Origin of the sequence: Vibrio maerlii (assembly GCF_003415655.1) — a bacterium.
GTDB classification, from domain to species: domain Bacteria; phylum Pseudomonadota; class Gammaproteobacteria; order Enterobacterales; family Vibrionaceae; genus Vibrio; species Vibrio maerlii.
Genome location: NZ_QRHC01000007.1, coordinates 95687 through 109849, shown reverse-complemented (window position 1 = coordinate 109849; position 14163 = coordinate 95687). Strand labels below are relative to the sequence as shown.

General features: G+C 40.9%; 12 protein-coding genes. 4 read left to right on the top strand and 8 right to left on the bottom strand.

All coding sequences use genetic code 11. From position 1 onward, the window contains the following. Nucleotides 1-11: 11 nt before the first annotated feature. Nucleotides 12-1418 (bottom strand): sulfatase family protein, encoded by a 1407-nt coding sequence (locus tag DPF91_RS13535; protein WP_117234963.1) that lies wholly within the window; start codon nucleotides 1416-1418, stop codon nucleotides 12-14. Nucleotides 1419-1430: 12 nt separating this feature from the next. Continuing rightward, a complete protein-coding gene (locus tag DPF91_RS13530; RefSeq protein WP_117234962.1) occupies nucleotides 1431-2762 on the bottom strand; it encodes a PTS sugar transporter subunit IIC in 1332 nt (443 codons plus the stop codon). Between the two features lie 261 nt (nucleotides 2763-3023). Between DPF91_RS13530 and DPF91_RS13525 the strand changes: the two genes are divergently transcribed. Next, complete coding sequence (locus DPF91_RS13525; protein ID WP_164684172.1) at nucleotides 3024-3800, top strand: sulfite exporter TauE/SafE family protein; 777 nt, start codon at nucleotides 3024-3026, stop codon at nucleotides 3798-3800. A gap of 48 nt (nucleotides 3801-3848) precedes the next feature. Here DPF91_RS13525 and DPF91_RS13520 read toward each other — a convergent pair whose 3' ends face one another. The 3 genes from DPF91_RS13520 to DPF91_RS13510 all read right to left on the bottom strand — a co-directional run bounded on the left by DPF91_RS13520 (nucleotide 3849) and on the right by DPF91_RS13510 (nucleotide 7533). After that, nucleotides 3849-4952 (bottom strand): LacI family DNA-binding transcriptional regulator, encoded by a 1104-nt coding sequence (locus DPF91_RS13520; RefSeq protein ID WP_117234960.1) that lies wholly within the window; start codon nucleotides 4950-4952, stop codon nucleotides 3849-3851. Nucleotides 4953-5137: 185 nt separating this feature from the next. Continuing rightward, nucleotides 5138-6127 (bottom strand): aldo/keto reductase, encoded by a 990-nt coding sequence (locus DPF91_RS13515; RefSeq protein WP_117234959.1) that lies wholly within the window; start codon nucleotides 6125-6127, stop codon nucleotides 5138-5140. Between the two features lie 17 nt (nucleotides 6128-6144). Further along, nucleotides 6145-7533 carry a glycoside hydrolase family 1 protein gene (locus tag DPF91_RS13510; RefSeq protein ID WP_117235138.1) on the bottom strand — a complete coding sequence of 463 codons (1389 nt, stop codon included), beginning with the start codon at nucleotides 7531-7533 and terminating at the stop codon, nucleotides 6145-6147. Between the two features lie 187 nt (nucleotides 7534-7720). On the opposite strand from DPF91_RS13510, the gene DPF91_RS13505 reads away from it, so the two are divergent. From DPF91_RS13505 to DPF91_RS13495, 3 genes are read left to right on the top strand one after another with little or no spacing between them, the layout of a single operon-like run. Continuing rightward, nucleotides 7721-8467: a GntR family transcriptional regulator gene (locus DPF91_RS13505; protein WP_117234958.1), complete on the top strand. Its 747-nt coding sequence runs from the start codon at nucleotides 7721-7723 to the stop codon at nucleotides 8465-8467. Next, entirely contained in the window at nucleotides 8467-9684 is a 1218-nt protein-coding gene (locus DPF91_RS13500; RefSeq protein WP_117234957.1) for an anaerobic sulfatase maturase, read from the top strand. The genes DPF91_RS13505 and DPF91_RS13500 overlap by 1 nt, the downstream gene beginning before the upstream one ends. 48 nt (nucleotides 9685-9732) lie before the next feature. Beyond that, on the top strand, nucleotides 9733-10131 hold the full coding sequence (locus DPF91_RS13495) for a VOC family protein (protein ID WP_164684170.1): 399 nt from the start codon (nucleotides 9733-9735) through the stop codon (nucleotides 10129-10131). A 55-nt stretch (nucleotides 10132-10186) separates the two neighbouring features. On the opposite strand, the gene DPF91_RS13490 is transcribed toward DPF91_RS13495, so the two are convergent. The 3 genes from DPF91_RS13490 to DPF91_RS13480 form a co-directional block, all read right to left on the bottom strand. Next, nucleotides 10187-11614 (bottom strand): glycoside hydrolase family 1 protein, encoded by a 1428-nt coding sequence (locus DPF91_RS13490; RefSeq protein WP_117234955.1) that lies wholly within the window; start codon nucleotides 11612-11614, stop codon nucleotides 10187-10189. 204 nt (nucleotides 11615-11818) lie between these two features. Continuing rightward, nucleotides 11819-13216 (bottom strand): glycoside hydrolase family 1 protein, encoded by a 1398-nt coding sequence (locus tag DPF91_RS13485; protein WP_117234954.1) that lies wholly within the window; start codon nucleotides 13214-13216, stop codon nucleotides 11819-11821. Continuing rightward, on the bottom strand, nucleotides 13209-14114 hold the full coding sequence (locus DPF91_RS13480) for an ROK family protein (RefSeq protein WP_117234953.1): 906 nt from the start codon (nucleotides 14112-14114) through the stop codon (nucleotides 13209-13211). The genes DPF91_RS13485 and DPF91_RS13480 overlap by 8 nt, the downstream gene beginning before the upstream one ends. Nucleotides 14115-14163: the final 49 nt, after the last annotated feature.

Genomic DNA, 14163 nt, shown 5'->3' with positions numbered 1-14163 from the left:
AAACTTCCTGTTTAATAGGCAAAAATCTTCTCTATATTTGGATAAGCAACTTGCTGTATTTTTTGTAGCATCTTGAATCTCATCGTAGAAAGCACTTCTGCATAACTAGGGTCTTGAACAACGCTCTCAAGCTCATCGGGATCAGCTTCAAGATCGAACAGGAGCTCTTTACCATCACTATCGCTGTAATAACGGAAGTTCTCGTCTCGAATAGATACTTGACGTAGTCCATTGGGTTCAAACTGCTCTGTTAGAATCAATGATTTATGACTGTCGATTTGACCATTCATTAACGGCGCTAAAGACTCACCTTGAATATCTCTAGACAAAGGAATACCTGCTAATTCCAACATTGTTGGTACCCAATCAACACTTTCAACTAGTTGTGTGTATGCGTGAGGCTTTATCCCTTTAGGGTAATGGATAATGAAAGGTACATTGGTTATGACATCTTCGCCGGGCATTCCCTTCTGCACTCGGCCATGATCGCCTAAGTACTCACCATGATCCGCTACAAAGACAATAACGGTGTCATCATATTGCCCAGTTTCTTTCAGTGATTGAACAACCTCTCCGACACAGTGATCTACATGGCTGACAAGCGCCATATAATAACGACGAATTTCACGCCATTCGTCATCATTGAAACCTTTTAGTTTCTCCATCATAACTTCTGATTTGCCAACTTTTGGTAAAGGCATATCTTCAGTCCTATAAAGATCTAAGAAACGTTTTGGAGGATTCACTGGTGCATGTGGTGCGTAGTAACCTGCAATACAAAAGAAAGGGTCTCGACTCTGTTCTTGTCTTTCAATAAAGTCACGAGTTAACTCAGTAACAAAACTACTATGAGTCAGTGATTCATCACCTTCGAATGTGAAAGGGGTTTCTGGGTCCCTTTTTCTGTCACTATATTCTGGTCGACCAAATCTGCGTGCCTGAGAAGGCAAAGCAGTGCGTACCGCATCAAGTTGCTCTGGTGCTTTTTGCTTAACCCACTCTGTATATGGGTCATCATAACAACCAGGCTCATCCGAAATTACGTACTCATCAAATCCATAGTCTGGGTGATGCTCGCGGTGATCTCGAAACGAATGAGGAAGAAAGTGCAACTTACCAAAGTTTGCTGTTTTGTATCCATATGGTTTCAAGCGCTTCTGAATCGTTAACAGATCTTCTGGAACTACAGGGCCGTTCGCTCCTATTCCATGAGAACTACAATAACGGCCCGTGAGCAATGAAACTCGGCTAGGTCCACAAATAGGACTCTGGGTAAAAAAGTGTTCAAATTTCGCTCCGTTATTCGCGAGCTGATCAATATTTGGTGTTACGGCAATATCATTGCCATAACACCCTAACGAATCTTTACGCTGCTGGTCAGTAAACAGTAAAAGAATATTAGGGCGTTTAGTCATCATCGTATCTCTCTATTATTTAGCGTCAGCCGTTGTTAAGTTGTTTGCTTCATCTTTAGGGTTGTTCTCTTCATTACCCATAAGTTCCCCAGGCTCTGCAGCTCTATTAGCCAACTTAACAAATGGGAGATACACCATCACACCAATGGCAAGTGTACAAAATGCTAATACACCGGCTTGCCACGCGCCACCCGACGCTAGGAATGCACCAACCCCAACTGGTGTCGTCCATGGAACAAGAATACCAAGTGGAGGAGCTAGACCAATGGAAGTAATAAAGCCGGCAAAGCCCAGCATGACTGTAGGTGCTACAACAAATGGAATTGCAAAAATTGGATTAAGTATAATCGGCAAACCAAACACCATTGGTTCACAAATATTAAACAGGCAAGGTATTAGAGCAATCTGAGCAACCTTACGGTAGTGAACTCGGCGCGAAGTGAGTAGAATCGCGATCAATAGAGCCAATGATGCCCCGGCACCACCAACGTTCGCATAAAGGTCATACGACAACCAAGTCATATCATGTGGTAAATCCCACATTGAGACGCCTTCAGCAACTGCGCGCAAGTTATCATCTTGCATTGGAGCAAAAAGCATCGATTTGACACCACCTAAGACAGCGCCACCGTGAATACCGAAGATCCAAAGCATATTCTGAATGATATCAACGGTCATCAGTCCCCAAATGTTACCAGCTAGGTTGGCTAATGGAGCTTGAATTAGCTGGGTGATAATTAAAGGTACGGACGTTTCATACATCTTTAAGAATGCGGCAATTACCGCGAATAGAACAAGTGTAAATGTTGCTGGCAACATGGCTGCAAAAGAAGAAGCAACGGCTGGAGGCACTTGGTCAGGCATTTGTATTTTCAGTTTTTCACTAGCCGATAGATAGTGGAAAACCCTCGTAGCAACAATCGCGACAAGTACTGCAGCAAACAAGCCTTTTGAGCTTACATTTGCAACAGAGAAGTCCGGAGTAATGATGTAAAAGGCTGCCAGCGCTACCAAACCAGTACCAACAGGATCTTTCCCCTCTTTTGCCGCTAAAAGAGACGCCAATTTAAAGCAGGCAAATAAAGCAAACATGTTTAACGTCCCTCCAACTAAGAGATTCGAAACTTCTGCCATAAAACCTATTGCAACGTGATCTTCTCCTAGCCATACAGGTAGCCCGAATATTGGGTTCAGGAAGAGCTGACTAAAAAGAATGAAGAATGAAGCTGGCATAATGATTGGTAGCGTACTAATAAATGTATCTCTAATTGAAGAAACATATTTATTGGTGGCAAATGCATTTATCTTTGCCCCATGCTTGTTAAAAAAATTTTCTAGAACTTTCATATTGTCCACTTTCTTGTAGGGTGAATTTCGTTATTGTGCGGCACAAGTTGAATATTACATTCCCTTGGAGGCTACTTTACAGCAATATTTTCATCACTTTACATATATGTGATCACCATCAAAACCATATATGTTTAAAGAAAGACAAACAATACCATACGAATCAATAACTTAGAACAGAATCGCATTATTAAAACAACATCCCAATAGACTTGAGCATCAGTTTTCATTAACATGAAAACAATGAAAAGGCAGGTATCTATGTTTGAATTGTTCGTTGGGTTTATTTTAGGATTTATTATCTCTATGACTGGGGTTGGTGGTGGTGTACTGATGATCCCAGTCTTAATGTATGTATTCAAAATGGATCCGGTAGCTTCCGTTGCGACAGCAAACCTTTGCTCGATGCTAATGAAAATATCCTCGAGCATGACCCATTACCACTTAGGTAATATTCCGCTCAAAGCTAGCGGTCTCTTTTTACTTACAACAGCGCCGACTACTATTTTAGGTTCCTATTTCATATCAGTGGGAATGACATCTAACTACGCCAGTAGCTTAAGTTCTGCTGTTGAAGTACTCATTGTGATTGCGATGGCAAGTTCACTCACCATTATGATTCGAAATCGTTTCATGCCACAAAACACAATGAAATTTAAACACACCACGAGTCAAACAAAGCCTTGGTATCAAATTGTTCTATCAGGTCTTTTTGCAGGATCAGTTATAGGCACAACGGGAGTCGGCGGAGGAATTATCGTCCTCCCGATTTTGATAAAATTTTTAGGGCTGAATATAAAGCAAGCCGTCGGAGTATCTGTATTTGTCACGATGCTACTTTCAGGACTTGCAGCGTTGATATATGGCTTAAATGGTCAAACAAATGTCACTTTATCTATGCAGTTATTTGCCGGAAGCCTCATCGCAATTCCTTTTGCACATAGGTTGATGAAAACGATTTCGATGCAAAAGCTCGATACAGCCACACTTTGCCTTGTCTTGATTAGCGTTGGAAGTATGTGTTTCAGGTATTTGTAGAGCTAGGTTTTAATGAGAGGCCGCTAAACCTCTCATTAAACCAATGATTCATTTTCTTGGGGTTGATATTAATCGCGCGCCATACTGACTTTTTGCTTTGAATGGTTTAACCGACTCTCTTGGAACTAAACGGCCGGTAAGGCATTTATCTTGAATTGAACCCCACTCCCTGCCTTCTAGCATTTGAGTTGAAGCATCAATGAGTTCTGCTGCGATATACGAGACTGGAGTTTCTACCGTCGTAAGTCTAGGGTAAGTAAATTCAGCTAACTCAGAGCCTTCCAAACTTATGATTGAAATATCTTCTGGGACTTCATAGCCAAACTGCCTTAGTGTTGCCATCGCTTCTGCGGCTATTTTGTCGGTAGCAGATACAATAGCGCTGAATTCCCCTCCTTTTCTACAAAGTTCCATAACACCAGAATTCCCATCGCTAACATGCTCAAGGATCATCCGAGGGTCAAACTCCAATCCGTAGTCTTCCATCGCCTGCTTATAGCCGCGTATACGAGCGTTAGCCGCTTTACCTTTTCCAGGAAATAGCGCGAAGTTTTGATGCTTGTTGGCAATCAAAAATTGGCATGCTGAATGACAAGCTGCAGAATGATCGTAACTCAAAGAATGCGCTAACTCATCGTGGCGACTATCAAAACGAATCACCGTTTGGCCAAGAGCAGTCAGGGCTTCAACCTCTGAATCGAGTATTTCTGTTTCGACGAGAAGAATCACCTCACAGCCTTGTTCGACTAACAGCTTAACGTAGCTCTTTTCGCGACTTCGAACTCCCTCCCCATTAAAAAGCATCAGCTGCTTTCCTTCTTGGATAGCGTGCTGTTGAGCGGCCAAATAGAACTGACCAAAGCTAGACGTTGACAACTGGGAGACCACCATTCCAATTGTATTTGAGTGAGTGCTCACAGCAGAAACTGCTGGAGTAACGTCAGAAAGCTCTGAGAGTTTTTCAGGGTTATAGCCTAGCTTTCGTGCCGCTTTTAAAACTAACTCTCTCGTTTCGCTCTTTACCTTGGCATTACCGTTGAATACTCGCGATACCGTGGCATTAGAAACGTTAGCCATTAAGGAAACATCGTGAATAGTGGCCATCTTTTTGGGGTTCTCTTGTTGTTCTGTCGAGTCATCATTATCAGACATATAAAAACACTTAAATTTACTGCGAACTTCCCTTTAAGTCGAATAGAAGTCCAATTAGCATTTTATAGAAGGTGACATCATGTTTTCACAGTTTTCATGAAAATGAAAGAAAAACTGAGCAAAGTGAACAAATAAAAAAAGCGCCTAGTCAGGCGCTTCTCGAACGAGATTATTGCCAATACGTATTAAGTAAGCTCCCAACGGGCAACAATACTCTCTGCTTCTTTTAATACATCGATGTCAATTTGCGTAGCGGCGTAGCGCGCATTTTGTTCGACATGATCAGTATCATAAGCACCAGCAATGACTGGGCCTACTTCTTGTTGGTTGATTAACCATTGAATTGCAATATGGGTCAGATCCACGCCAACATGCTTAGCAAAGCTCGACAGTTCATTGGCACACGCCAGATAAGGTTTAAATGCGTCCCCATTTAATTTCGGGTTTGCAGCACGGTCATCGTTACTATCAAAGTTATCACTTGCAGAAAAAGTTCCTGTTAATAATCCCTGCATTAGAGGGCTGTATGGTAGATACTTCATGTCGTTTTCAAGGCAAAATGGTAATACTTCACTTCGTGCGCGATACTCTAAAGGAATGTTGTGATAGTGGTCTGGGTTTTGTTCAATTAAATTGTATAACCCTTGATACGTCGCTACGTCAACCACCTTCATTAACTCACGAGTCATCTCTATCGAGAAGTTGGATACTCCAACATGGCGAATTTTACCTTGAAGTTGCAACTCACGTAACGCCTCTCCCGTCTCGGCAATAGGTGTATTCGGATCAGGCCAGTGCAGCTGATAGAGGTCAATATGTTCGAGGCCCAAGCGAGATAATGAATCATCAACTTCAGCAAAAATACTCTCTTTAGTCAGATCATGCCTTGACTTAACTCGACCATGCTCTGGACTATACGCGAATGGTAAACCGCACTTAGTCGCTACTATCACGTTATCACGCTCAACTCCTTTCAACGCTTTACCTAATACGGTTTCAGAGTGCCCTTTCCCATAAACAGGTGCAGTATCAAAAAAGTTAATTCCTACATCAATAGCACGATGAACTGCTGCGATAGATTCTTTGTCACGCACATTATTCCACGTCCCACCCATTGCCCAGCAACCAAAACCCATAGAGGATGCATGCAAGTCTTTAATTATTTTCTTATCCATTTCTAAACCCTAATTTATTAATAACCGTTTTCTTCTGATACTTGTTTGATCCATTCCCCGGACTTTTTGATCGTTTTTTTCTGGGTTTCTAAATCAATGGAAATGAAGCCATAACGATTTTTATATGAGTTTATCCATGACCAACAATCGATAAACGTCCACAAATGATAACCCTTGCAGTGACAGCCCTCTTCGATCGCTTGATGGACATAATCTAAGTGTCCCTTAATAAATTCAATTCGGTAGTCATCTTGAATTTGACCATCTTGTAAGAACTTATCTTCACCCTCGACGCCCATTCCATTTTCAGAAATAAAACACGGTATATTTCCATAGTTCTCCCTTAGGTTGGTAAGAATGTCATAAATACCTTTTTCATAGATCTCCCACCCCCTATGAACATTCATCTTTCTACCAGGTTTAATGTATGGGTCGTAGAACCACTCTGGCATAAACGGACTATTTTTGTTCACTAGATGAAGCTTTGCTTGAACTCGACGAGGCTCATAATAATTAACCCCTAGTAGATCAACCACACCTTGCTCAATCAGTTTTGCATCGCCGTTTCTACAGAGTGGGAGTTGTCCGTGCTCAGCAAGGAGATCAACTAATTCTTGAGGATAGCGACCTAAAGTCACAGGGTCTAAGAATGAACGATTAAAGAATAAATCAACGATATTGGCGGCTTCTAAATCCGCTGGATGCTCAGAACGGGCGTAAGCTGGTGTGAGATTTAGAATTATGCCGATTTCACTATTCATGTTCATTTCACGAAAAGCTATTACGGCCTTTGAATGTGCGAGCAGCGTGTGGTGTGCAACCGTTGCTGCTTTACGAAAATCATGAATTTGAGGATAGTGATTAGCATACACATACCCTTGTTTTACAGGCACAATCGGCTCATTAAAAGTGAACCACTTAGTTACACGATCACCAAACAATTCAAAACACTGTCGAGCATACTCCGCATAAGCATCCACGACTCTACGATTTTCCCAACCTCCGATCTTTTGCATACATACCGGCATATCAAAATGATACAGATTGATAAAAGGTTCTATGTCATTGGCTATGAGCTCATCTATAACGTTGTTATAAAATTCCACCGCTTTAGAATTAACCTCACCGACCCCATCTGGAATCAGGCGGCTCCACTGAATGGATGTTCTAAAACTGTTGTGCCCAATTTGTTTCATCAACGCTATATCTGCTTTCCAATTTTCATAAAAAGTCGAAGCATCTTGAGGGCCTACTTGATTATGAAAACACTCTGGTTGTTGCTCGAACCAAAGATCCCAAATACTCGGGGATTTACCATCTTTTAGCGCCGCGCCTTCAGATTGAGGGCCGGAGGTTGCTGAACCCCACCAGAAGCTCTTGGGGAAGTGCTTAATATTCGTTGTCATATCATTTCTCTGTTGCTGCATATCAATCAAAAGATGTGCAGATTTAATGCAATACACATTCGTCCGTAAAGCATTCAACTTTAAAATTATGGACTCGATCACTAAAACCATATAGTTTTTGCAAAATAAATCTATAACTTTGCTTGAGATGATATAGTGTTATCAAATAAACTAGTTGGCAGAAGTTATGACAAAGTACGAGCACGTTTATCATGATGTTAAAGACGGTATAAAACAGCATAGATACAAAATAGGGGAACAATTACCAGATGGGAAAACCCTTGCTGCAAATTACTCATGTAGTGAAATGACCGTGAAGCGAGCACTAGATATGCTAGTCGATGAGGGGTTAATTGCTCGTAAGCGAGGTGCTGGTACGTTTGTAAAACGCCTACCCCGAGAAATGAACTTTAGTCATGGTTCAGCATCATTTTCCCATTTGCTTGGAACTGCGGCTAACTTAGAAACAGCAGGAGTCAAATTAACTACAAAATTAATTTCTTTTGAGGTTATCCCTGCTGATACCTCACTTGCTAGCTCCCTCAACATAGAGTCAGATGAACTCGTCTACAAGATCAAGAGAGTACGCATCATAGACAACAAGCCAACGACAATAGAAGAAACATTTATGCCTATTAGTCGAATACCAGGATTAAAAAAGCAACATGCTGAACAATCAATATATTCATATATTGAAGGAATATTGGGGCTAAAAATTCACAGCGCGACTCTTAGCTTATCCGTTCGAAAAGCAGACCATGAAGATGCGAAACTTCTCGCGATCCCTGTACAGGAGCCATTAGTGGTCGTATCTCAGGTCGTATACTTAGACAATGGTAAGACATTCGAATTTGCCAATATCAAACACATTAGCGAATCATTTAACTTCACTACTCATTATGTTCGTGAAAATAGAAAGGTTGGAGTGGTGTGATGGTAGAAAATGCGAACTTAGCCTGCCATGTAATGGCAAAGCCTACAGGGTCAATCTGTAATTTAGACTGCCATTACTGTTTTTATCTTGAAAAAGAAGCGCTCTATCCAGACCGGAAATCAGCTTGGAAAATGCCTGACGATGTACTAAGTGCCTACATAAGTCAGTATATAGAAAGCCAACCTTCAGACTATGTCGATTTTCTCTGGCAAGGCGGCGAACCACTAATGATGGGAATAGAATTTTTTGCGAAAGCAATTGAACTTAGTAAGAAATTCTCGAAAGGAAAAACAATCAACCACAGTATCCAAACTAATGGAGTACTCATTGATGACAATTGGGCGCGTTTCTTTAAAAAGAATAATATTTTAATCGGAATATCCATCGATGGACCTCCAGATATTCACAACACCTATAGAGTTACCCGGAGTGGTAAAGGCAGTTACCAAAAAGTGCTATCCGGCCTCAAAACCTTAAAACGATATCATGTCGATTTTAATATTCTCACGGTTGTCGGCACTCACAATGTAGATCACCCTATCGAAGTTTACCAGCACTTGAAAGCGCTAGGAGCTAAACATATCCAGTTTATTCCATTGGTTGAAGAAGCCGATCTTAGTTCCATAGCAACCAATGACAATATGCTCACTCACCATGTTACAAATTGGACCACTCCGTCACTCGCCTACGGAGAATTCCTTACAAAAATATTCCACAAGTGGATAAGAGAAGACATTGGTGACATTTTTGTACAGGTATTTGATAGTACATTTGCAACATGGAACGGCTTGCCATCAGGAATATGTGTCACGTCTAAAACTTGTGGTCATGCATTAGCACTAGAGGCCAACGGAGATCTCTACCAATGTGATCACTACGTCGAGAAAGAACACAAGCTCGGCAATATTAAAGAACAAACCATTATTAAACTCAATCGTAGCGCTCAAGCAATATCTTTCGGCGAGAGTAAATTCAGTCAACGCGCACAAAACTGTAAACAGTGTCGCTATGAATTTGCATGTTACGGCGGATGCCCTAAGCATCGCTTTATTGCTGATAACAATGGAAACAAAAACGTTAATTACTTATGTGATGGTTATTACCACTTCTTTGAACAAACAGCACCCTACATGAATGCAATGAAAGACTTGCTAAAAGCAGGGTATTCGCCAACTCACATGAAAACCATACTATCCGGTAGTCGCGAAGCACGATAAACCCTTTCTAATACAACAATTAGCATAGATCGAATAGGAGATATAGATTTGCAAGATATTAGTGAATTTTCTGGACACTGTGGTATTCAGGTCTCAGATATTGAAGAAAGTATCAATTTTTACCTAGGACTCGGATTTGAGCTCCAAAATCGATATCAGCTACCTTCTGGTGATGGCTCAAATGATAAAGTTGCTTTTCTATCACTTCATGGTGGATTACTGGAGCTATATCAACTTAGCTATGATAAAGCTTGTCATGATGTGGGGAGAATCAATCACTTCGCAATTAAAGTTGATGATTTATCCGTTATTCAGGAAAGGTTAAAAGAAAAAAACATCGACATTTTAAAAGGCCCGAAAACACTGCCTTTTGGAGCTAATGGTATGAAATTTATAACGATTGAAGGGCTTGATAACGAGCGCATAGAATTCAATCAGTTTTTATAACATAACTGGGGCGTAATGGTAATTTGGCGAGCGAATATGCTCGCCAATTTTAGCTTCAGCGGTATTCACTATCTTGATCAAATATCAAGCAACGAGATTCAGACAGCTCCTTGTACCAATAACCTGACTTCTTGACTCGACGATTTCGGTTGTCTTCCAAGTCAATCTCAACCAAACCATAGCGATTCTTAAAAGCATTCATGGGCGATACATTGTCAGTAAACGACCATAACATATAGCCTTTGCAGTTGGCCCCATCTTCAATCGCACGTAACAAGTGGTATAGATGGCGCGAAATAAAATCTATCCGATAGTCATCCTGAATTTGACCATTTTCATCTTTGAATTGCACTTCATTCTCAATCCCCATACCGTTTTCACTAAGAATCCACTCGATATTGCCATAATCGTTCTTTATGCGCATGGCCATGTCGTAAACGATAGCCGGATCAATCTCCCAACCCCGCGAGAAGTTCATTTCTCGCCCTGGAAGTTCAAAGACACTAAAGTACTTCTTCGGATGAAACGGCACATCTCTTGGCCACTCGGCCTCAGGAGCTTTAACTCTGTGTGGGTAATAAAGATTAGCACCAATGAAGTCCACGGTGTTGTTCTTAATGATAGCTAGCTCTTCAGCTGAAGGTTCAAAATCAATGCCGTTACCTTTCAATAAAGTCAGTAACTGCTCCGGATATTCACCTTTAATTGCAGGGTCTAAGAATACTCGGTTGTAGAACAGATCATATATTTCAGCCGCGCGCCTATCATGTAATGCGCTTGATCGAGGATATGTGACCTCTGGGTTTAGGACTACGCCAATTTTGCCTTCATAACCCCCCTCACGATAAGCTTTGACGATCTTTGCAGTCGCGAGATTTTTTGCGTGGTTCCACACCATCCACTTATTGGTGTCTTGTTCATATGGATAGCGAATAGCGTCGAGAAAAACTCGAGTTTGAACCACAATCGGCTCATTGAACGTAAACCAATGCTTCACCTTGCTACCATAACGCCTGAAAACCTCACGAGCATAGTTCACAAACATATCAACGACTTCAAGAGAGCTCCAGCCACCATACTTGTCTAGAAGGTAAGCTGGCAGTTCATAGTGTTCTAAGCAGAACATTGGCTCGATACCATTTGCTAGCATAGTATCGATCACTTGCTCCACGTAGTTAGCATACTCTTCGTCAACGATTCCCTGCTCATAGTCGAGCATAAAACGCGACCAGTTGATTGAGCTGCGGTAGTGGGTCAAACCAACCACCTTCATTAAATCAATATCTTCTACATAGCGGTTGTAGAAGTCCGTTGCAACAGCAGGGCCGTAACCATTGTGCCAAACCTTACGATCATTTTTATACCAGGCATCAATATACGAATCTTGTCCGTCTTTTTTACCACTCCACCCTTCAGTTTGCCAAGCAGAAGATGCGGCACCTAAAATAAAATCGTTTGGAAATTTAAGTGAATATTTCGTCATACTCATCTCGCCTTTTACTTGATAAAAATTATTGCTGAAAAATAATCAAATGATAGTTCAGTTAAAACTATTAGATTTCAATCCACACAAATAAATCATTTACCGGATAAAATAAATCCGAGCTTGAACTAATCAAACTCGGATTTAACTAATAAACCGTCAAGTCACTGTAATGCAGATGCTCTAACAGTCATTGCAAAACCTTTAGCCTTCAAAACTACCTGTAGTCGCTAGTTCTTTGAACCACACACCATGTTTCTTAGGGATACGATTTCCTGTTTCGAGATCTAAACGGTAAAAGCCGTAGCGACGTTTAAAAGAATTAGTCCAAGACCAGTTGTCAATAAACGTCCATTGGTGAACGCCAAAACAATTCGCACCATCTTCAATTGCTCTATGCAGTTGAATTAAGTGCTCTTTCATCAAATCAGTTCGGAATGTGTCGTCAATGATGCCGTTTTCATCTGGTTTACCTTCCGACGCTTCATCCATTGCAATACCAATTTCAGCTAAGAACCAAGGTACGTTGCCGTAGTTATCTTTAACATTCATAGCAATATCATGGATTGCTGTTGGCAAAATCTCGTTATTATCACGATATGGATTGAAGCGACCTTCAGGATTCACATAGTTTTCGAAATAAACCTCTGGAGTGAAGTAATCCAATTCATATTCAGCTTCACGCGCTTTTACTCGACGAGGAACATAGTAGTTCACGCCCAAGAATTCGATTTTAGCGGATGTAATACAGGCAATTTCTTCTTCTGTTGTTTCAGGTGTTACACCCTGCTCAGCAAGAACATCACACAATTCCTGTGGGATTTCGTTTTTAACCATCGGGTCGAGGAAGCTGCGGTTAAACAGTAAGTCTGCGTACCAAGCCGCTTTTTGATCCTCTTCGCGCTCATCTCGAGTATACGAAGGTGTTAAGTTCAGTACGACACCAATTTGCGAATCTTCGATATTGAGTTTATGGAATTCCTTCACCGCTTTTGCGTGCGCAAGGATGATATTGTAACCAACTTGAACCGCTAGCTTCCCATCTTTTTTGCATGGGTAGTGGAAATCATATAGATAACCACCTTCAACAGGCACAATCGGCTCGTTAAAGGTAATCCAATATTTGACCTTATTGCCGAAAAGCTCAAAAGCCTTAACCGCATAATCAACATATAAATCGACAACTTTCTTCGATTCAAAACCGCCAAATTTTTCTTGTAATTCAGCTGGCATGTCAAAATGATACAGATTCATCATCGGCTCAATGCCATTTGCGATCATTTCATCAAGATAATTGTTGTAGAACTCAACGGCATCTTGGCAGACCTCACCAGTTTCATAGTTCTTTATTAAGCGAGACCATTGAATGGACGTTCGGAAAGAGTTAAAACCGACTTTCTTCATAAGTTGAACGTCTTCTTCATAGCGGTTGTATGTATCAGTAACTAAACTAGAACCGATACCTCGATAGAAACGTTCCGGAGATTTGTTGTGCCAAAGATCCCAAATCGACTCATTTGCTTTGTTCGTAATTCCTTCAGTTTGGATACCTGAAGCTGCCGCACCCCATTTGAAGTTTTCAGGGAAGATATACTTATTCATTATTATAACCTTGTCTATTTAAATAGTGTTTCAATGCACCAATAAGGTTGGCGTCATTACCAAATTCGGATGTTTTCACGTTAGGTACAATACGCGCCTCAGGCACTGACGTTAATATTTCTGATATTTTTCTCTTTATCAGTTCAATTAAATCATGGCGTCTACTAATTGCTCCACCAATAATAATCAATTCTGGATCAACACTATATTGAATATTAATAATCCCCGTTGCGAGATAACCTAACCATTTATCTACAACTTTTTTGATTATCGTGTCCTGCGCATCAAACAATTCAAATACTTGAATACCATTTAGACTATCTTTAGGAACATTTAGCGCATCAGCAGCCATATTGACGAGAGATTGAGTGGAGGCTAGGTGCCCAAAAATCACAGGCTTTTCATTTTGGTACTCTAAAATGGTGAAACCAAACTCACCACCGTGAAGATTATGTCCTTTCATTACTTGCTGATTTGTAACAACCGCTCCACCAATACCGGTCCCGATTACAAGTAAGCTAAAATGATCTGAGTCTTTTCCTGCTCCTAACCACGATTCAGCAAGTGATGCACAGCAAGCATCGTTTTCTATCTCAGTAGGCACTCCAAACTTGGACTCAAACAAAGACTTAACATCAAATCCATGGATATATGGGAGTGCGCTTGAACCATGAATAAAGCCAGTGTCGACATCAACTGCACCACAAGTACTTATCGCAATACCACGAACGTCAAATTCGTCATTACACCGGTGAAAATACGGTTCAAATGCATCTAACCAAGTCTCATAGCTTCCAACTTGGCTTGGCACAGAAAACTGTTCCAATATCTCAGCTTTTTCAGTCATGACAGCACATTTCACAGCACTACCACCAAAATCTAGAACCAAATACGACATAGATATATACCTATAATTTTATAAACATATATGTTTTAAAATTTTCATC